This is a genomic window from Mesorhizobium sp. P2_C7 (assembly GCF_056404515.1).
In genome coordinates this window covers 18,100-36,248 of sequence record NZ_JBFUDW010000024.1, presented here as the reverse complement: position 1 = coordinate 36,248, position 18,149 = coordinate 18,100, and the positions used below count along the sequence as shown (strand labels likewise).

The 18,149-nt window shown below is 59.4% G+C and carries 14 protein-coding genes and 1 pseudogene; 4 read left to right on the top strand and 11 right to left on the bottom strand.

Features of this window, described 5'->3' with window-relative positions; all coding sequences use genetic code 11:
• Positions 1-9: 9 nt before the first annotated feature.
• Positions 10-1,014 (bottom strand): L,D-transpeptidase family protein, encoded by a 1,005-nt coding sequence (locus AC1D2G_RS32860; RefSeq protein WP_477419213.1) that lies wholly within the window; start codon positions 1,012-1,014, stop codon positions 10-12.
• A gap of 348 nt (positions 1,015-1,362) precedes the next feature.
• Here AC1D2G_RS32860 and ligD point away from each other — a divergent pair, with 348 nt between their 5' ends.
• The 3 genes from ligD to AC1D2G_RS32845 all read left to right on the top strand — a co-directional run bounded on the left by ligD (position 1,363) and on the right by AC1D2G_RS32845 (position 5,761).
• The gene (gene ligD / locus AC1D2G_RS32855; protein ID WP_477419244.1) at positions 1,363-4,011 is read left to right on the top strand and encodes a DNA ligase D; all 2,649 of its coding nucleotides are present in this window, start codon (positions 1,363-1,365) and stop codon (positions 4,009-4,011) included.
• Positions 4,008-5,021 (top strand): ATP-dependent DNA ligase, encoded by a 1,014-nt coding sequence (locus AC1D2G_RS32850; RefSeq protein WP_477419211.1) that lies wholly within the window; start codon positions 4,008-4,010, stop codon positions 5,019-5,021. Before ligD ends, AC1D2G_RS32850 begins: the two co-directional genes overlap by 4 nt.
• A 506-nt stretch (positions 5,022-5,527) precedes the next feature.
• Positions 5,528-5,761 carry a hypothetical protein gene (locus AC1D2G_RS32845; RefSeq protein ID WP_477419209.1) on the top strand — a complete coding sequence of 78 codons (234 nt, stop codon included), beginning with the start codon at positions 5,528-5,530 and terminating at the stop codon, positions 5,759-5,761.
• Between the two features lie 229 nt (positions 5,762-5,990).
• Here AC1D2G_RS32845 and AC1D2G_RS32840 read toward each other — a convergent pair whose 3' ends face one another.
• The 5 genes from AC1D2G_RS32840 to AC1D2G_RS32820 all read right to left on the bottom strand — a co-directional run bounded on the left by AC1D2G_RS32840 (position 5,991) and on the right by AC1D2G_RS32820 (position 10,242).
• Positions 5,991-6,119 (bottom strand): hypothetical protein, encoded by a 129-nt coding sequence (locus AC1D2G_RS32840; protein ID WP_477419207.1) that lies wholly within the window; start codon positions 6,117-6,119, stop codon positions 5,991-5,993.
• Positions 6,120-6,236: 117 nt separating this feature from the next.
• Complete coding sequence (locus AC1D2G_RS32835; protein WP_477419242.1) at positions 6,237-6,629, bottom strand: response regulator; 393 nt, start codon at positions 6,627-6,629, stop codon at positions 6,237-6,239.
• 79 nt (positions 6,630-6,708) lie between these two features.
• Positions 6,709-7,752, bottom strand: coding sequence for a sensor histidine kinase (locus AC1D2G_RS32830; RefSeq protein ID WP_477419205.1), 1,044 nt, complete (start codon positions 7,750-7,752; stop codon positions 6,709-6,711).
• 497 nt (positions 7,753-8,249) lie between these two features.
• The gene (locus AC1D2G_RS32825; RefSeq protein ID WP_477419203.1) at positions 8,250-9,983 is read right to left on the bottom strand and encodes a molybdopterin-dependent oxidoreductase; all 1,734 of its coding nucleotides are present in this window, start codon (positions 9,981-9,983) and stop codon (positions 8,250-8,252) included.
• 43 nt (positions 9,984-10,026) lie between these two features.
• Positions 10,027-10,242 (bottom strand): hypervirulence associated TUDOR domain-containing protein, encoded by a 216-nt coding sequence (locus AC1D2G_RS32820; RefSeq protein WP_477419201.1) that lies wholly within the window; start codon positions 10,240-10,242, stop codon positions 10,027-10,029.
• A 194-nt stretch (positions 10,243-10,436) separates the two neighbouring features.
• On the opposite strand from AC1D2G_RS32820, the gene AC1D2G_RS32815 reads away from it, so the two are divergent.
• Positions 10,437-11,006, top strand: coding sequence for a DUF488 domain-containing protein (locus tag AC1D2G_RS32815; protein WP_477419199.1), 570 nt, complete (start codon positions 10,437-10,439; stop codon positions 11,004-11,006).
• 29 nt (positions 11,007-11,035) lie between these two features.
• On the opposite strand, the gene pgm is transcribed toward AC1D2G_RS32815, so the two are convergent.
• The 5 genes and pseudogenes from pgm to AC1D2G_RS32790 all read right to left on the bottom strand — a co-directional run bounded on the left by pgm (position 11,036) and on the right by AC1D2G_RS32790 (position 17,972).
• On the bottom strand, positions 11,036-12,697 hold the full coding sequence (pgm, locus tag AC1D2G_RS32810) for a phosphoglucomutase (alpha-D-glucose-1,6-bisphosphate-dependent) (RefSeq protein ID WP_477419240.1): 1,662 nt from the start codon (positions 12,695-12,697) through the stop codon (positions 11,036-11,038).
• Positions 12,698-12,707: 10 nt separating this feature from the next.
• A pseudogene (gene tkt / locus AC1D2G_RS32805) lies at positions 12,708-14,818 on the bottom strand (transketolase).
• 114 nt (positions 14,819-14,932) lie between these two features.
• A complete protein-coding gene (pgi, locus tag AC1D2G_RS32800) occupies positions 14,933-16,579 on the bottom strand; it encodes a glucose-6-phosphate isomerase (RefSeq protein ID WP_477419197.1) in 1,647 nt (548 codons plus the stop codon).
• On the bottom strand, positions 16,579-17,664 hold the full coding sequence (gene tal, locus AC1D2G_RS32795; protein WP_477419195.1) for a transaldolase: 1,086 nt from the start codon (positions 17,662-17,664) through the stop codon (positions 16,579-16,581). The genes pgi and tal overlap by 1 nt, the downstream gene beginning before the upstream one ends.
• A 62-nt stretch (positions 17,665-17,726) precedes the next feature.
• Positions 17,727-17,972 (bottom strand): DUF982 domain-containing protein, encoded by a 246-nt coding sequence (locus AC1D2G_RS32790; RefSeq protein WP_256753457.1) that lies wholly within the window; start codon positions 17,970-17,972, stop codon positions 17,727-17,729.
• Between the last annotated feature and the right edge of the window lie 177 nt (positions 17,973-18,149).

Below are 18,149 nucleotides of genomic sequence, written 5' to 3'. Positions count from 1 at the left end.
GCAACGCGCCTACTGGAGGCCCTCGTCAACCGACTCCACCGTTTCGTCTTTGAAGATAACCTTTGTGCCCTTTTGCACCTCAGAAGCGAGGTCTTCAGCATCCCAATTCGTCAGCCGGATGCAACCATGTGAGAAGGTCTTTCCAATCTTGCCCGGTTCGGGCGTACCGTGAATGCCGTAGCTTTCGATGGACAAATCAATCCATACCGATCCGACCGGATTATTTGGCCCGGCAGCTATAGTGAATGGGCGGTTGGTCTTAACCCCCTTGAAGGCGAAGTCAGGATCGTAATGATAGGTCGGGTTGTGCACCACGCGTTTGACTTCTGCCTGGCCGCTCGGCGCCGGCTTCTCCTGGCTCCCGATCGAAGCGGGGTACACTGCAAGCACTCTGCCGAAAGCGTCGAGCACGCGAACCTGGCGAGCGCTCTTGTTGACCTCAACTCTGGCAACAGCCGCGGGAGGATCGCCTCGGGCGATAGCTGGCACCAGCAACGTTGCGCCGGCCACCCTGAAGCCGACGCCAGGATTAAGCCTTTCGAGCAGCTGTTCGCTTGTGTGGAAGCGTTCAGCCATCTTTTCCACCGCATTGTGATAGCCGAGCCGAGGCAGGCGAGCCATTCTTTCCATGCGAGCCGGAATTCGCTTGGTAAACGGTCCACGCACATCCTTGCGCGTCAGCTCGTAGGTCACAAGGGCCGGGCTTGAGGATGTTGCGACTAGCTTGTCCCAAGTCTCACGTGTGAGCTTGCCATCGGCGGGCAATCCGTTCGCCGCCTGAAATGCCCGGACCGCCTTGGCGAAGTTCTCTGCTCCGCGGCCGTCGATCAAGCCCGGCGAGAACCGCGCGCGATCCAAAAGGATTTGCGCCTTCAGCATGATCGGATTGACGCCCTTCGCTTCCCCGTCGTGGAATTGGGCATTGTTGACGGCGGCGCGGTCCAGCTTCGCCGCTTCTGTCCTGCCGCATGCGAGGGCGAGCACAGCGGCTGCGACAAGAACGGGCCTGATCATCGATGTCACTCCTGGATCTGCACGAGAACCTGCTTCTATGACGCTGCACGGGAGATCTGGTTCCATCCCCTAGAGCTAAACATCGTCGGTCACGATACAGGTCGCTGGCCGATGGGGATTGCCCTCACCCAGAACTCGCGCCGGTTGACGCAAGAGATCTCGACTGGGCCTGTCCCTTCCTTACTTCCGACAGTGCTGCAATCTACGCGGAAGTGGCGGCTTGGATGCGGTGGTCGCAGTTTCCCAGTAAAAGGTTTTGATCCACTGCTTGTCCGATTCCAGAGTTGGTCGAACCAAATCTCGCCCGCCGCGTTGAACTCGCGTTGCGTCATCAGCCGGGGCATTTCCATGACAAAGGGCGAGCTTTCCACCTACAGGGCCAAGCGGGATTTCACAAAGACGAAAGAACCCAGCGGCGCAAGCTCGATCGCGAAATCTAACCGGCTTCGATTTGTCATTCAGAAACACGCGGCCACGCGGCTGCACTACGATCTTCGCCTTGAGCTTGATGGTGTGTTCAAGTCGTGGGCCGTTACCAAGGGACCGTCGCTGGATCCTCACGACAAACGTCTCGCAGTCGAGGTGGAGGACCACCCGCTAGACTATGGCGACTTCGAAGGCACCATTCCCAAGGGCCAATATGGCGGTGGCACCGTGCAGCTGTGGGATCGGGGATACTGGGAGCCGGAAGGCTCTATGTCAGCTGAACAGGCTTTGGAAAAAGGCGATCTTAAGTTCACGCTCGACGGAAAGCGCCTGCACGGAAGTTTTGTCCTTGTGCGCATGAAGCATGATCGCAATGGAGGCAAACGCACCAACTGGCTGCTGATCAAGCATCGCGACAAATACGCGACCGATGGCAATGGCGACGCGGTGCTTGCGCAGGACCGATCCGTCGCCTCTGGACGAAGCATGGATAAGATTGCCGCGGGGAAGGGTGCCGGACCGAAGCCATTCATGATGCAAGGCTCAGAGGTGGCCGATGCGGATGCCGTGTGGAACAGCAATCGCGGCCATGCTGCTGACGAGCGCGCCGCCAAGCCGTCAAAGCCATCTCCGCGCCCCGAACGAACTTCTCGTGCTTCGGCGGCGAAAATGCCCGACTTCATCGCACCGCAGCTGTGCCAGACGCTTTCCCGGCCGCCAGCGGGAGCGAATTGGGTCCATGAAATCAAGTTCGACGGCTACCGCGTCCAGCTGCGGGTCGAGGATAACGCCACCACGTTGAAGACCAGAAAAGGCCTGGATTGGACGGAGAAGTTTGGCGCCATCGCAAAGGAGGCGGCCAGCCTTCCCGATGGCATCATCGATGGCGAGATTGTCGCGCTCGGCGAGAATGGCGCGCCCGATTTTGCCGCCATGCAAGCGGCATTGTCCGAGCGCCGAACAAACGATCTCATCTTCTTTGCCTTTGATCTGTTATTCGCCAACGGCGTTGATCTGCGAAAGCTGCCTCTCTTGGAACGCAAGGAGCGGCTGAGCGCGATGCTCGGTGAGGTCGATCGCGGCGAAGAAAATCTTATCCGCTATGTCGAGCATTTCACCAATGGCGGCGATGCGGTGCTGCGCTCCGCCTGTCGTCTGTCGCTGGAAGGCATTGTCTCCAAAAAGGCTCATGCAACCTATGTCTCGGGCAGGACCGACACCTGGGCAAAATCGAAATGCCGCGCCGGGCATGAGGTCGTCATCGGCGGCTGGGCCACCACCAATGGCAAATTCCGATCGTTGCTGGTCGGCGTCAATCGGGGCGAACATTTCGCTTACATCGGCCGTGTCGGAACCGGATACAGCGAGGCAAAGGTCAAGCAACTGCTGCCAAGGCTGAAGCAGATGCAGGCGGTCAAGTCGCCATTCACTGGCGATGGCGCGCCAAAAAAGGATTCAACCGTCTTTTGGACAAAGCCCGAACTGGTTGCGGAAATCGAATTCGCCGGGTGGACTGGCGGCGGCAATGTCAGGCAGGCCGCCTTCAAAGGCTTGCGCGAAGACAAGCCCGCGAGAGAGGTTGAGGCCGAGCGACCCGCCGATCCTCAAAAGACGCACATTGCCGAACCCGCCAAGGCAACTGCCCGGAGTGGGAAAAGCCCGGTCGTCCTGGGCGTCATCATCTCCAAGCCTGACAAGCCGCTGTGGCCGAATGCCGGCGACGGTGGCCAGCCGGTCACCAAGCTCGATCTTGCAGAGTACTTTGAGGCCATTGGCCCCTGGATGATCAAACATCTCAAAGGTCGCCCCTGTTCGCTTGTCCGAGCCCCTGATGGATACGCCGGCGAGCAGTTTTTCCAGCGCCACGCAATGCCAGGCACGTCGAATCTGCTGGAGTTGGTGACAGTCTTCGGCGACCACAAGCCATATCTGCAGATTGACCGCGTTGAGGGCCTGGCGGCGATCGCCCAGATCGGTGGCCTGGAGCTGCATCCCTGGAATTGCCAGCCCGATCATCCTGAAATTCCCGGGCGACTTGTCTTCGACCTCGACCCTGGTCCGGAGGTTACCTTTGCCGAGGTGGTAGCCGCAGCGAAGGAAATGCGCGATCGTCTTGAAGATCTGGGCTTGGTGAGTTTTTGCAAGACGACGGGCGGCAAGGGCCTGCACGTTGTCACCCCATTGGCCACCCAGCGCAACAAAACGACATGGCCAGAGGCCAAGGCCTTCGCGAAGGCGGTGTGCATGCAAATGGCGGCGGACCGTCCAGACCTCTATCTCGTCAACATGGCCAAGAAGCTGCGGACGTCTCGGATCTTTCTCGACTACCTTCGAAATGATCGCATGGCGACAGCCGTTGCACCGCTGTCTCCCCGTGCCAGAGAGGGTGCGCCTGTATCGATGCCGCTGACATGGGGGCAGGTGAGGGCGGATCTCAATCCGAAAAAATATACCGTCCGCACCGTGCCGGGCCTTCTGAAGAAGACCGTCGCCTGGGCGGACTATGATGACGGCGAACGGTCGATCAGCAGTGCCATCAAACGGATGGGTTCAGCAAAGCTCGCCGCATGACATCAAAAAATGTGAAGCCGCTTTTTCCCCTTCCGTTGGATGCTGCGCCGATGGAGGCAAAGGCTGCCGACGCGTTGCCTGTTAACACCGGCCAATGGCAGTACGAACCCAAATGGGATGGGTTTCGCTGTCTGGCCTTCAAAGCTGGCGATGAGGTGGACTTGCGAGCAAAATCAGGCAAGCCGCTCGGCAGATATTTTCCAGAAGTCGTCTCGATGTTGCGTGAGCTGAAAGCCAGCGAATTCGTCGTCGATGGCGAGATCGTTATCGAAGTCGATGGCTCGCTTTCTTTTGACGCGCTCCAGATGCGGCTGCATCCGGCAGAAACCAGGATTCGAAAACTGTCGATGGAAACCCCGGCCAGACTGATCTTGTTTGATATCCTGGCTAATTCCGGTACCAGCTTGATACATCAGCCTTTGTCGGCACGGCGCATAGCGCTGGAGGCGTTCGTAAAGTCGGTTGAAAGTACCGGCCTTGAGTTGTCGAGCAGTACCCAGGATTTGGCGACTGCAACGAAGTGGCTCGGCGACTCGGGCCAGGGGTCAACGGACGGCGTTGTCGCCAAGCTTCTCGACGACGAATATCGGCCCGGCGAGCGCGCCATGGTCAAGGTCAAACGGCTGCGCACAGCTGATTGCGTGGTCGGTGGCTTCCGCTATCTGGCGAACGCGCGCGAGGTCGGTTCGTTGTTGCTTGGGCTCTACAACGACCAGGGCAAGCTCGACCATGTGGGATTTACGTCGACCATCGCGCAGGAGGATCGATCAGAGCTGACCCAACAACTCGAAGCCTTGCGTTCGCCTCCGGGCTTTAGCGGCAAAGCGCCGGGCGGACCGAGCCGTTGGAGCACCGAGAGGAGCGGAGATTGGGAGCCATTGAAGCCCCAACTGGTAGTGGAAGTCCGGTTCGATCACGTCACCGGCGATCGCTTCCGGCACGGTACCAAGTTCATGCGGTGGCGCCCTGACAAGGCTCCGGAACAGTGTACGTTCGCCCAGATATTGTAAACATGAGGCATTCGCCATCGGTGGCAACCGCCGCTGCGCACCTGATCACCGCTCATCGCAATGCTCGCGTTGGTGGATCACGGTTCTCGTCAGGGTTAGGGACAGGAAGTTCGTCCGGCAGAAGATCCGGATCAGGCTCTCGCGCGTCTGGCGTCCAGGTGGGGCATCCATCGGCGGTTCTTCATTTGGCTCTGGCTTGGGCCGCATGGTTATTCTCCCGGTCTGTCGGTCGGATGAGGTGTGCCACCGGCCGCGCATGGCTTTGTCTGGCAGGGAAGGGTTCTGCCAGAGGGATTTTGTTTTTAGGAGACGCACCTGCCGTCTTAGGGTTGGGTAGCGATTGATCCTCGCCGCTGCCGTTCAGGCCTTTACGTTCTATCTTGGAGCCGGCTCTCTCCGGCTCCCTGACAATAGCTGGCCAACGACCCTCCGTGGGGAATGTTCCATCTGGAGCGGAACTAGCTCTGCCGGGGGCGGTTATCGTTGATCACACGGAGCACAAAGACATGTCTGACAACGAAAACCGTCGCGAAACCGGGGCAACAAAATATCCGGCAAAGACCGGCGCCGACCCTTCGGATGCTTTCTCTCAGGACGCGGCCGGAAACAAGAAGCCCAAGAATGGCGCTGGACTGACGCGCCCCGTCAATGAGGTGGACGACAATACACACCAGTCAGACGGGCAGAACCCATCCGACCACGTAAAGAGTTCCCAGGCCATGAACGTCGACAATCTTTAGCTTGAAGGTCTGATGATGGCGGTCGCGGCGATCAACAATTTGCTAGTCCACAAAGGCCTGCTTTCAAAGACTACATCGCGATACCGCATTGCGATCTCGAATCCTTCTGCCTAGGTCCGTTTGAACTCGGCAGACGTATCCGCTGGCTCTCCGCATAGGCGAAAGCGAAAGATTCCAGCTCGAATGATCGGGTTAGTTCCTGGTCGCCTTCGACCACTTGGACAAACCATTATCCGTAGGCTTCGACCACTTCAATGCAGTGGCAAACCTTGCCGTTGAACGATTCTTCCAGGGCCGACTCGACGTCAGCAGGACGAGGATGCTCATCCTCGACCACCAGAACCGCGCCGTTGCTCATCTGGATGCTCCCCTCGGCAGTCCCCGCAAAGGTTTCGACCCCGATTTAGTTCCATCTAATTGGTTCAACTGGATGTGAGGGGACTTGTGCCTTGAAGAACGCGACAGACGGTCCGCGCTAGGATTCTTGACGCGTCTCGATCGGTGCCAGCATCCGGCGCATCTGTTCGACGATCGTTCCGTCGCTATAGGGCTTGGGAAAAAAGTGACTTCCTTCGGGAAGCCGGCTCTGTTCGATGATCGATCTGCCGGAAGCGACGATCAGCTTGACCGGAGGCCATCGGTTTCGGATGTGATGGGCCAATTTGATGCCGTCCATCGTGCCGGGCATGCCTACGTCAGTGAAGACAAGAACGATGTCCGTTCGCGCCTCCAAAAGCCGAATTGCCTCCTCGGCATTGGTGGCCTCCAGCGCCTCGTAGCCGGCATGGACGACGAGGTCGACCGCTCCCATCATGATGATGGCGTTGTCTTCGACGATCAGAATGACGGCCTTCCGGGTTGTCGTGATTTCTGCGGCCTGCGCGGGACCAAGGTTCGCATCGGGCAACGGTTGCCCCGCGTCGGCGGATTTTGGGCTGGTCATCCGGCTATGCTGCCGCCGGCACGTTATCGCTGACAGCAGCAATGTGAGCGACCGATACGACGGTTCCAGGCTTTCCGTCGGTTACGCTGATGTCACTTTGCAGATTTCTGGCAAGCGCCTCGATGATACCGGTGCCAAGCCCGGCCTTTGCCACACCGTCGTCGCCCATGCCCATCCCGTCATCGCGAACCGAAAGGGTCCAGTCTTGCCCGTCCGAACGGTAGTCGACTGAAATCCTGCCGGACCGCTCCTGCGGAAACGCATGCTTCAATGCGTTGATTACCAGTTCGGTTACGATCAGGCCTAAGCTTATCGAAATGTCCGACTTAACGACGCTGTCATCGACGGAAACGACGATTGAAAGCCGATCCTTGTCGGAGATCATCGACGCGCCAAGGCTTTCGCTTAACTGCGTAAAATAGGTCCGCAGCGAAACGTTCTCCATGCCAGACTGCGCAAGGTGCCGCTGCACAGCCGCGATCGACATGACCCTGTTGTGGGCGTCATGCAGATGGCCGCGAGCCTCTTCGGACTGGACCCTGCGCGCGCTCTGCATCAGCACGCTGGCGATGATCTGCAAGCTGTTGGCGACCCGGTGCTGCACTTCCTGCATTAGGATTGCCTTGTCGCGAATGAGATCGTCCTTTTGACGGGCATCCGCGCGAGCATCGGTGACGTCGGCTACAGCCACCAGGAGGCGAGTTCGGTCTGGATCGCCGTCTTCGAGCACGCGCGCATTCACGACCAACTGACGGATCTTCTGGCCCGCCCGCTTCAGGTCGATCTCGTAGGCCTCGATCTGGGCGCTGCCTGCGGCGGTTGCCTGGAGCAATGAGTTCAGCTTCGGCATGTCCCATTCGCCTGCGCCGATTTCCGAGAGCAATTTGCCTGAAACCGTTGCTGGATCGATCTGAAAAGTCCGGCAAAACGAGGCACTGACCACAATGACCCTGAGATCATCGGTCAGGAACAGAAGCGGCTCGTTCGATGAAACGACCACTGCGAGCGTGCTCGCGGCTTCCAGATGGGATGATGAAACGGATGCCATGAAAATTGGCCCTCAAGGGCCGAAAGCTCGCGAAGCGAGCCATCACTCGGCAGGAACGCCGACCGGAATTCATGCCCGGTCGAAAAACATGACCCACCCTATCACATTGTGGGTCGCTGGCTATGTAATTTGAGCCGTGACATACCGGCGGCTCATACGCCGGGATAAACGGCAAGGTATTCGGTCTAGTTACTCAGGAAGCTCGGCTACTGAATGAAAGCGCCCGCAACCGTCCTCGAAGGCCAGAAACATCAGACCGCTTTCGACCCAAGGCTGCCGAACCGCAATGCGCCTCAATTCGGCCGTCCAGGCTGCCGGGCCCACACCTCAACGCAGATATTGGACGGCAAGCCTGCAGTTCGATGCAGCATCATGTTGGTGCCGTTGAGAGCCCATTGTTGCCCGAGGAAGAATTATCGCTACACTCGGTTCGCGTCGCGCGGCTTCTGAAAACAGAAGAGAACGAAGGAACAGGCGGCAATTTGCGGCTATTTCGATCAGATCGGCATGCGATAGCCGTAGAACTCATGATCCTCATTGTAACCGCCCTGACCCGCACCAAGATCGGCGAAATCGCGCACGAACTCGATCGCTGCGACCCACTTGACCATCTTGAAACCAAGCTCGTTTTCGCAGCGCAGCCGCAAAGGCGCGCCATGCAAAACGCTGAGCGGCGCRCCATTCATCTCATAGGCAAGGATCGTCAGGTCGTGCCGCATATTTTCGATCTTGTGGACATCGTAGTAGCGACCGCCATCGGCACCGTCAGCCAATGAGTAGAACACCGCATAGCGCACTTCGGGCGTCGGCCGCACCAGATTCAGTATATCTCGCATGGGAACACCGCCCCATTCGGCGACGCCGGACCAGCCCTGGATACAAAAGTGCGTGGTAATCTGTTCCTGCTTCGCCATCGCCTTGAGATCGGATAGGGAAAATTCCTGCGGAGATTCGACAAGACCGCTGACGGGAAGCCTGTAGCTGGCGAAACCCTCTGTCACCAGATCATCGAATTCCTTTGAGCGGGGCATGGTGCCGTTCGGCCAAAAATAGGGCGAGATATCCTTCTTCGTCAGTTGCGAGCGCGGATCCCAGCCTTCCGCCAGCCCCATCAGCCAGCCGATCATGAACGCGCCGGTGCGCTGCACCAATCGGGCGTGGCGGATGGTGAAGGGTGAGACGACTAGCCATGCTGCGAGGAGGATGGCCATCGCGACGAGGAACAGGGGGAAACCCGTCCATGAAGCGTCGTCGATGCCGGCGAACATATGGTTGGTATTTTGCCGGATGCCGGTGACGAAGACCATCGCCCCGTGTGCCAGGATGAAGCTAACGAACCAGGCGAACGAGATGAAATGAACCGAGCGCATCGCCTGCCTGTTGAACAACCGTCCGAATGAGCCCAATGCATTGGAGATCGCTGGGCTTTGCATGAGGCCGGTGAAGATCGAAACTGGTGCGGCGACGAAAACCGTGATGAAATAGCTGAGCTGCTGCAGGCCATTGTAGCGGGTCCAACCCTCATCGACCGGGAAGTTCAGCGAGGCATACTGGATCGCCGTCGAGAGCGCGGCCGGGAAAACTTCCCAAGTCATGGGCACCAGCCTGCGCCACTGATCGGTTGAAAAGAGGAGAATGTAGAAGGCTACCCCGTTGATCAGCCACAAGAGATTGACCGAGAAATGCCACCAGCGCGAGAGGCCGAGCGTGTGCCGGAGCCCCGGAATCCCAAGCCATGTCGGCAGCGTGACGGAATCATCCTTCGCGGTCCAGATACGGTCCTTCGGCACCGGCACCTGGAAACGAAACCAATCGGTTCCCGGCGTGCAGTCTCGCCCCCAATACAGTCGCGGATGATCGGCCAGGATCTGCAGGCCGGACCGCATGATGAAGAGCATGAAGAACATGTTCAGGAAATGTTGGACTTGCAGCCACCAGGGAAAACCAGAATCCACCAATGGGGTCGATTGAGCGATGCCCGGATGGTTCTGGATGAAGGCAGTCACGCCCGGAAGCTCGCGCAAGCTCTGTGCCACGGCAATCATGCACAGCAGCGCGGCGGTGCCGATCGGCAGCGCCCACAGCGTATTGATCCAGTGAGTCCCAATGCGGATGCGTGGGAAAATCCCTTGTTGCGGCGCCATCCAATGATTGAGACGGATGCAATCGTCGGCGTCGCTGAGCTTGGCGCGGAGCGGTTCAGACGAAGGAGGCTGCGAGTCGGTGGGCATCAGTCAACTGCCTTCTTTCGATCGATCGGCGTCTGACGAAGCGTCAGCCGCGAAGTCTGGTGAGCGCCGATTCCTTGTGAAAGGCGATGTGCTCGGTCTTGCTGCTTTTGATTTCGTATTGCGGTGCTTCCGCACTTGCATGGTGCATGTAGCCATGGACCTCGAAGTCGCGTGTGTGGACACGGACGATCGTGCCGCTGACGCGCCCGGCTTCCGAATTCCAGCTCGCGTGATCGCCGACTTTGAATCTATCCGCCATGAAGCCCGACCGGGTAACGTGGGTTCTCGCGGAACCTCGACGCCGTTTCGCACCTGGATGGCGCGGTTGCACGGCCAGGATATATAACTCAACTGTCGCGCTGGAATTCGGTTCCGGTGAATCGCTTCCCGATCGAGGCCTTTTCGATCTGGAGGATAAACCGGCTACGATCCGCACCGAGGTGGCCGGTCGCCATGCGCCGCCAGATTGGAATCGAAACGAATACCTTCTTCACCATAGGCCATTCCACGCGCACGATCGTCGAGTTCGGCGAACTGCTTGCGGAGTCTCGTGTCGATTTGGTTGTCGATGTGCGCTCGATGCCGCGTTCGCGCACCAATCCGCAGTTCAACGGCGAAAGCCTTCCGGCAGCGTTGGCGCCGTGGCGGATCGGCTATGAGCATATCGCTGCGCTTGGCGGCTTGCGGGCCAGGGCGCGTGGGGCGGAACCTTCCCCCAATAGCTATTGGCGCGTACGTGGTTTTCGCAACTACGCAGACTATGCGCTGACCGAGCCGTTCGCCAAAGGCTTGGCGCAACTGCGAGAGCTCGGCAGCCGGCATCGCTGCGCAATCATGTGCGCGGAAGCCGTCTGGTGGCGCTGCCACCGCCGCATCATAGCCGATTACCTGCTCGCAGAAGGCGAGCGCATCATGCATATCCTTGGGGCCGATCATGTCGAGGAGGCCAGCCTGACGCCAGGTGCTGTCGTGCGCGATGATGGAACGATTGTTTATCCCGGGGAGCATCTCCTCGGGAAATAGGTATCGATCACCGCCAGCGATAAGCCGATTCAGTTTCCCTTGGTTGCCCCGAGCGCATGGTCGACGATCGTCTGTGCCTCGGAGAGGATGGCGCGCAGATGGTCCTGTCCGCGAAAACTCTCCCCGTAGATCTTGTAGATATCCTCGGTGCCCGAAGGACGCGCGGCAAACCAGCCGTTTTCCGTGGACACCTTGACGCCGCCGATTTCGGCATTGTTACCCGGTGCCCGGCTGAGCACCGACCGGATCGGTTCCCCGGCCAAGGTCTTAGACGTGATCTCATGCGGTGAAAGCTTCGACAGTTTCTCTTTTTGTGCTGGGGTTGCGATTGCCTGGAGCCGGTCGGCGACGGGTTCACCCAACTCCTCCGTCAGGTCGCGATAGACCTCGCCGGGATCGCGACCCATCCTTGCCGTGATCTCGGCCGACAGCAACGCCGGAACGATGCCGTCCTTGTCGGTCGTCCAGACGGCGCCGTTGCGGCGCTTGAACGTCGCTCCAGCACTTTCCTCGCCGCAAAACCCCAGGGAGCCGTCCTGAAGGCCCTCGGCGAACCATTTGAAACCGACCGGCACTTCATACAGTCTGCGCTTCAACCTCGCGCTGACGCGATCGATCATCTGGCTGCTCACCACCGTTTTTCCAACTGCGGCGTCCTTGCGCCATTCAGGGCGATGCTGGAACAGGTAGTCTATCGCAACCGACAAGTAATGATTGGGCGGCAGCAGTCCGGCACTGCGCGTGACGATGCCGTGCCGGTCGTGATCGGTGTCGCATGCAAAGGCGATGTCGAATTTGTCTTTCAGGCTGATCAAGCCATGCATGGCGTAGGATGAAGACGGGTCCATACGAATCTGGCCATCCCAATCGACCGTCATGAAACGAAAGGTAGGATCGACCTGCCGATTGACGGTGGTCAAATCGAGCTTGTAGCGGTCGGCAATGGCGGGCCAGTAGTGGACTCCCGCGCCGCCGAGCGGGTCGACGCCCATGCGGATATGCGCTCCGCGAATGGCATCCATGTCGATGACATCGCCGAGATCGTTCACGTAAGTGTTCAAGAAGTCGTGGGAATGGACTGTAGGCGCGTGGAGGACCTTCTCGAACGGCATCCGCCGCACACCTTTCAGGCCGTTGCCAAGCAGATCATTGGCCTGTTTTTCGATCCAGCCGGTGACATCGGTGTCCGCCGGCCCGCCATTGGGCGGGTTGTACTTGAAGCCTCCGTCGCGGGGTGGATTGTGCGACGGCGTGATGACGATGCCATCGGCAAGCCCGGTCTTGCGGCCGTTGTTGTAGTTGAGGATTGCGTGGGAGATGGCCGGGGTGGGCGTATACTCGCCACCGGTCGCCATCATCACCTCCGCTCCGTTCGCGGCCAGCACCTCAAGTGCGCTTACAAAGGCTGGCTCCGACAGCGCATGTGTATCGATGCCGACGAATACGGGACCGTCGATTGTCAGTCGCTTGCGGTAGAGGCAAATGGCCTGGCTGATTGCCAGCACATGCGCTTCGTTGAACGTGTTCTCAAACGCCGTGCCGCGATGCCCGGATGTCCCGAACGCCACCCGCTGCAAGGGGTTGGCAGGGTCGGGTGCCTGGCTGTAATAGGCGGTGACGAGCTTGGCGACGTTGACGAGCAGGTCTGCCGGGGCCGGCTTTCCGGCCAATGCACTGATTTTCATGGTCATACTGGTCGCCTCATTCGGTTCGGGCAATCCCGACCTGTTTGGTTGACGGGCGGCCCGCAATTTGCGCCTTGGCAGCCGCAACGACGTGTGCCGGCTCGAATCCGAAGTGTTGTGCGACGACCTTCGATGGAGCGGACAGGCCGAAACTATGCAACGCGAGAATGGTGCCGTCGAAGCCCGTATAACGCTCCCATCCGAAACCGGACGCTTCCTCCACTGCCACGCGGGCGGTTATCGTTGGCGGCAGGACGGTGTCGCGATACTCCTTTGGTTGGCTTTCGAACAATTCCCATGACGGCATGCTGACGACGCGTGCCTTGATGCCTTCCACTTTTAGCTGTTCATAGGCGGTCACGCACAGCGCGACCTCACTGCCGGTCGCCAGCAGCAGGACGTCGGGTCTGCCGTTGGGAGCGTCGGCCAGTACATAGGCGCCCTGCGCCACGCCGCTTGCGCTTGCGTAGGTCGAGCGATCGAGCGTCGGCACCGCCTGTCGCGTCAGCACGAGGCAGACAGGCCTGTCCTTGAGATGAATGATGACCTTCCATGCCTCCATGACCTCATTCGCATCTGCCGGCCGTAGCACGACCATGCCGGGCATGGCGCGGAACGAGGCAAGTTGCTCGATGGGCTGGTGCGTTGGCCCGTCCTCGCCGAGGCTGATGGAATCATGGGTCCAGATGGAGATGAGCGGGAGTTCCATCATCGAACTCAGCCTCAGCGCCGCGCGGCATAGTCGGTGAAGATCAGGAAGCTGGAGACGAACGGCCGCAGCTTCGACAGGCTCATGCCGTTGCCGATGGCACACATGGCATGTTCGCGCAGGCCAAAGTGGAAATTCCGCCCGCGGTAGCTGACCGCCTGTTCACGCTCGGGGGTCTGAAAGTCGCCGGCAAAGTCAAAATCGAGGTTTGTCTTGGTTGACGGCGACAAGTCCGCCGCGCCACCCAGCAGCCATGGCAAATGTTCCCCAATGGCGTTCAACACCTGGCCGGACGAGTCGCGCGTTGCGAGGCCTTTCGCATCGGCTGAGAAGGCGGGCAACGCGGCGTCCCAGCCGGAGGGAACTTCACGTCGCTGCATCTGGTCGATCTGTTTGGCCAGGTCGGGATATTGCATCCGGTAAGCGGAAAACAATTTCCGCCAGGCGGCATGAGCGGCGTCCCCACGCTTGCCCATATGTGTGCGGAAATGCGCCACGACCCCTTCCGGAACCTTGAAATCGGCGTCCGGATCCCAGCCGTAGAATTCCTTGGTCAGCCGAACTTCTTCGGCGCCCAGTGGCTCGCCGTGGGCTTTGTTTGTGTCATGCTTGTGCGGCGCGCCATAACCGATATGGCTTTGAACGATGATCAGCGTGGGGCGGTCATGCCTATCGATGAACGTCTGATAAGCCTTGTCCAGCAACATCAGATCGTTTGCATCGCTTACCCGCTCGACATGCCATCCGTACGCGAGGAAGCGGGTTGCCACGTCTTCGGTGAATGTAAGGCCAGTCGGCCCCTCGATGGTGATGTGGTTGTCGTCATAAATCCAGCAGAGGTTCGACAATCTGAGGTGTCCGGCCAGCGATGCCGCCTCGTTGCTGAGCCCTTCCATCATGTCGCCGTCACTGCACAGCGCATAGACGTTGTGCGAGAACAGATCATAGTCGGGTCGATTGTAAGTGGCCGCCAGCCACCGTTCCGCAATTGCCATTCCGACGCTTGTTGCCGCACCTTGTCCGAGTGGCCCCGTGGTGGTTTCCACGCCCGACGTCCAGCCATATTCTGGATGCCCCGTGCAATGGCTGCCTGCCTGGCGAAAACTCTTGAGATCGTCCAGCGTCACGGCAAGCCGGTCGCCCGATGGATAGCTCGCGCCCTTTGCCTTGACGCCGCACAGGTGAAGCAGGCTGTAGAGCAGGGCGCAGGCATGGCCGGCCGACAGCACGAAGCGGTCGCGGTTCGGCCAATCGGGGTCGGCAGGGTCGTAGCGAAGGAAGCGTTGCCACAGGCAATAGGCCATCGGCGCGGCATCCAGCGGCGTTCCGGGATGACCGGATTTTGCTTTCTGGACCGCATCGATTGAAAGCATTCGCAGCGTGTTGATGCTGAGCTGGTCGAGTGGCACCTGTTTCATGGGGATCCTTTGATCGGATGTAGGCAACCCGATCGTCCAAGTGCTGGCTGGGTTGCGCCGCAGTATGTTGGTCGGGGCCGGAGGCGCGGCCGGGCTTAGCGCCCTTTACCTCTTTCATTTTCGGAACAGGCGATAGCGCTCGATCAAGGCGTTGGTCGAGCTGTCATGTTGGAGATTTGGGGCTTGGGAGGTTTCCAGTTCAGGGGTTGTTTTCTCGGCCAGGGCCTTGCCCAGCTCAACGCCCCATTGGTCAAAAGAGTCGATGTTCCAGATGACGCCTTGCGTGAAGACGCTGTGCTCGTAGAGCGCGACCAGGCTGCCCAGGGTCCTTGGGGTCAGGCGCTCGGCAAGCAAGGTATTGGTGGGGCGGTTGCCTTCACAGGTGCGGTGCGGAACCAGCCAGTCCGGGGTCCCTTCGGCCCTGACCTCCTCTTCCGTCTTGCCGAAGGCCAGAGCCTCGGTCTGCGCGAACAGATTTGCCATCAGGAGATCGTGGTGCCGCCCAAGCGGGTTCAATGCCCGACAAAACCCAATGAAGTCGCATGGAACCAGTTTGGTGCCCTGGTGAATGAGTTGGTAGAAGGAATGCTGCCCGTTGGTGCCAGGTTCGCCCCAATAGATCGGCCCTGTCTGGTAATCGACTTTCGTGCCGTCAAGCGTGACGTGCTTGCCATTGCTTTCCATCGTCAGCTGCTGGAGGTAGGCGGGAAAACGCTTCAGATATTGCTCGTAGGGCAGCACCGCGACCGTCTGCGCTTCGAAGAAATTGGTGTACCAAACTGCGAGCAGGCCCATCAGGACCGGCAGGTTCTGATCGAACGGCGCGGTGCGGACGTGCTGGTCCATGTCGTGGAAACCCGACAGCATCGCGTGGAAATTCTCCGCGCCGATGGCGAGCATGGTGGACAGGCCGACTGCTGAATCCATCGAATAGCGGCCGCCGTCCCAATCCCACATTCCAAACATCTCATTGGTGTCGATGCCGAATTCAGCGACCCCTTTGGTATTGGTCGAGACGGCGACGAAATGCCGGGCCACCGCCTGCTCGTCGCCCAACTTTCGCAGGACCCATTCCCGTGCGGTGTGGGCGTTGGTCAGCGTTTCCAACGTCCTGAACGTCTTCGAGCAGATGATGAACAGCGTTTCTTCAGGATTCAAATCCCGCGTCGCCTCAACGAAGTCGGTACCGTCGACGTTCGAGATGAAGCGGAAAATCATGTCGCGCTGGCTGTAGTGGCGCAGCGCTTCATAGGCCATGACCGGCCCGAGGTCCGAGCCGCCGATGCCGATATTGATGATGTTGCGTATCGGCCGGCCTGAATGGCCGCGCCAGGCGCCTCTGTGAATCTTGTCCGTGAAGTCGGCCATCTTGCCGAGCACCTTGTGAACTTCCGGCACAACGTCGATACCGTCGACTAAAATTCGCTCGCCAATAGGCGCGCGCAGGGCCGTATGAAGCACCGCGCGCCGCTCCGTCACATTAATCTTCAGACCGCTGAACATCGCTTCGAGGCGCTCACGCAACCCGCAGGCCTCGGCAAGTTGAACGAGAAGCTGGACCGTCTCGGCCGTGATGCGGTTTTTCGAATAGTCGAGATAAATTCCGCAGGCATCGATGGCGAAACGCTTGCCACGGTGGGGATCGTCGGCGAAGAGCTGCCTCAGATGAAAACGACGCACTTCCTGACAATGTGTCAGCAACGCCTGCCATGCTGGAAGTTCCGAGAGCGGCAATGTCCTGGTCGTAAGCAGCGCGCTCATCATCCGCCGACCGAGACGGGGCTATGTAACTGCTCGCTCTTCGACGCAATCACCGCCATCAGATCGGCCCATGATTTGGTGAAGGATTGGGCGCCTTCCAATTGGAGCTGTGCGGCAAGCGCCTGAATGTCGACGCCGGCTTTTGCGAAGTCGGCAAGCATGGTTTCGCTGTTGCCACCGTCCTCCCGCATGACGCCGTTCACCGCCCCATCTTTCGAATATGCAAGGAGCGTTTTCTCCGGAATGGTGTTGATGGTGTCCGGCGCGGCGAGCGCTTCGATGTAATAGGATTGCGGAAGCTGCGGATCCTTGGTGCCGGTGCTCGCCCATAGCAGACGCTGGGAAAGTGCGCCGGCATCGGCGAGCTTCCGCCATCCGGGCTCCCGGTAGGCTTTATAGACTTGCCCGGATATGGCGATGCCGAGACGGTTCCGCAGCGTAGGGCTAACCTTATCCATGACCGCCTTGTCCCAGCGGCTGACGAAGATCGAGGCGACAGAGGCGATCTTCGGGTCGAGCCCGGCATCGATCCGGCGCTGAATGCCTCGGCAATACGCGTCGGCCGCCGCTATGTACTGCTCGCACGAAAACAACAGGGTGACATTCACCGGCACGCCGGCGAAGATCGATTCTTCGATCGCCTCAACGCCCGCGGACGTACCAGGAATCTTGATGAACAGGTTGGAACACTGCGCCTGCGCGTGCAATCGCTTGGCAGCCTCCACAGTGGCGCCGGCATCGTTAGCCAGCAAAGGCGACACTTCCAGGGAAACCGAGCCATCAATGCCGCCCGTCGCTTCATGGACTGGCCTGAACAGCGCTGCGGCCTGTGTCAGGTCTTCGAGTGCCAATTCGAAGAACACCTGCTCACCGTTTTGTCCTTCCTTGTCTTTTCGATGAAGGGCTTCGTCGTAAGCAGTGCTGTTCTTAATCGCCTCATCGAAAATCGTAGGGTTCGACGTCAATCCTGTCACCGAAAAGTCGGTGCAATAGCGTTTAAGGGCGCCGCTGCTCAGCAGATCGCGGGTGATGTTGTCCAACCAGAGGCTCTGGCCGAGTTCATGCAATCGGGTTGTTGCGTTCATGCCGACCTCGCTGGTGGGCGAGAAAGTAATTCACCTCGCCACTCTCATAATCGGCGCGCAGCTCACTCTACCAATATGCGCGCTTCCCGAGCTGCGTCGATGAAGGCGTCTCTCGCGACGTCAGCCGAAACACTGCCGTTCAAGGCCTGCTGGCATGCCCGTTTCGCGGATCGGTGCTTATCGCTACCTCCGTCACGCCAATGGTCGTTAAGCAGGTCAAAAGCTTGCCGAGCGTTGGTCAGGTTTCGGATGTCGCCGCTTATGCCGGTGGCAACCGATATTGGCTTGGAAAACCACGCATCATACATGGGGCGGCCCGCCTCGAACTGGCTGAACTGTCACAACGCGCCTCGCCAGGCGAAGTTTCATAGTCAGGCATCACCCTTGCGTGAATAGCAGCGGCGCGTTTGAGAGCGGTCGCGCCGGAAAAGGCAGCAAGGAGGCTCTGGTCTGGAAGAGCGGACCGGATGCGCTCATTTCTTGCT

What these genes read in the sequence shown, in the direction of transcription:
- AC1D2G_RS32860 (WP_477419213.1), bottom strand. Translation starts at nt 1,014, where the DNA reads ATGATCAGGCCCGTTCTTGTCGCAGCCGCTGTGCTCGCCCTCGCATGC.
- ligD (WP_477419244.1), top strand. Translation starts at nt 1,363, where the DNA reads ATGACAAAGGGCGAGCTTTCCACCTACAGGGCCAAGCGGGATTTCACA.
- AC1D2G_RS32850 (WP_477419211.1), top strand. Translation starts at nt 4,008, where the DNA reads ATGACATCAAAAAATGTGAAGCCGCTTTTTCCCCTTCCGTTGGATGCT.
- AC1D2G_RS32845 (WP_477419209.1), top strand. Translation starts at nt 5,528, where the DNA reads ATGTCTGACAACGAAAACCGTCGCGAAACCGGGGCAACAAAATATCCG.
- AC1D2G_RS32840 (WP_477419207.1), bottom strand. Translation starts at nt 6,119, where the DNA reads ATGAGCAACGGCGCGGTTCTGGTGGTCGAGGATGAGCATCCTCGTCCT.
- AC1D2G_RS32830 (WP_477419205.1), bottom strand. Translation starts at nt 7,752, where the DNA reads ATGGCATCCGTTTCATCATCCCATCTGGAAGCCGCGAGCACGCTCGCA.
- AC1D2G_RS32820 (WP_477419201.1), bottom strand. Translation starts at nt 10,242, where the DNA reads ATGGCGGATAGATTCAAAGTCGGCGATCACGCGAGCTGGAATTCGGAA.
- AC1D2G_RS32815 (WP_477419199.1), top strand. Translation starts at nt 10,437, where the DNA reads ATGCGCCGCCAGATTGGAATCGAAACGAATACCTTCTTCACCATAGGC.
- pgm (WP_477419240.1), bottom strand. Translation starts at nt 12,697, where the DNA reads ATGACCATGAAAATCAGTGCATTGGCCGGAAAGCCGGCCCCGGCAGAC.
- pgi (WP_477419197.1), bottom strand. Translation starts at nt 16,579, where the DNA reads ATGAGCGCGCTGCTTACGACCAGGACATTGCCGCTCTCGGAACTTCCA.
- tal (WP_477419195.1), bottom strand. Translation starts at nt 17,664, where the DNA reads ATGAACGCAACAACCCGATTGCATGAACTCGGCCAGAGCCTCTGGTTG.
- AC1D2G_RS32790 (WP_256753457.1), bottom strand. Translation starts at nt 17,972, where the DNA reads ATGTATGATGCGTGGTTTTCCAAGCCAATATCGGTTGCCACCGGCATA.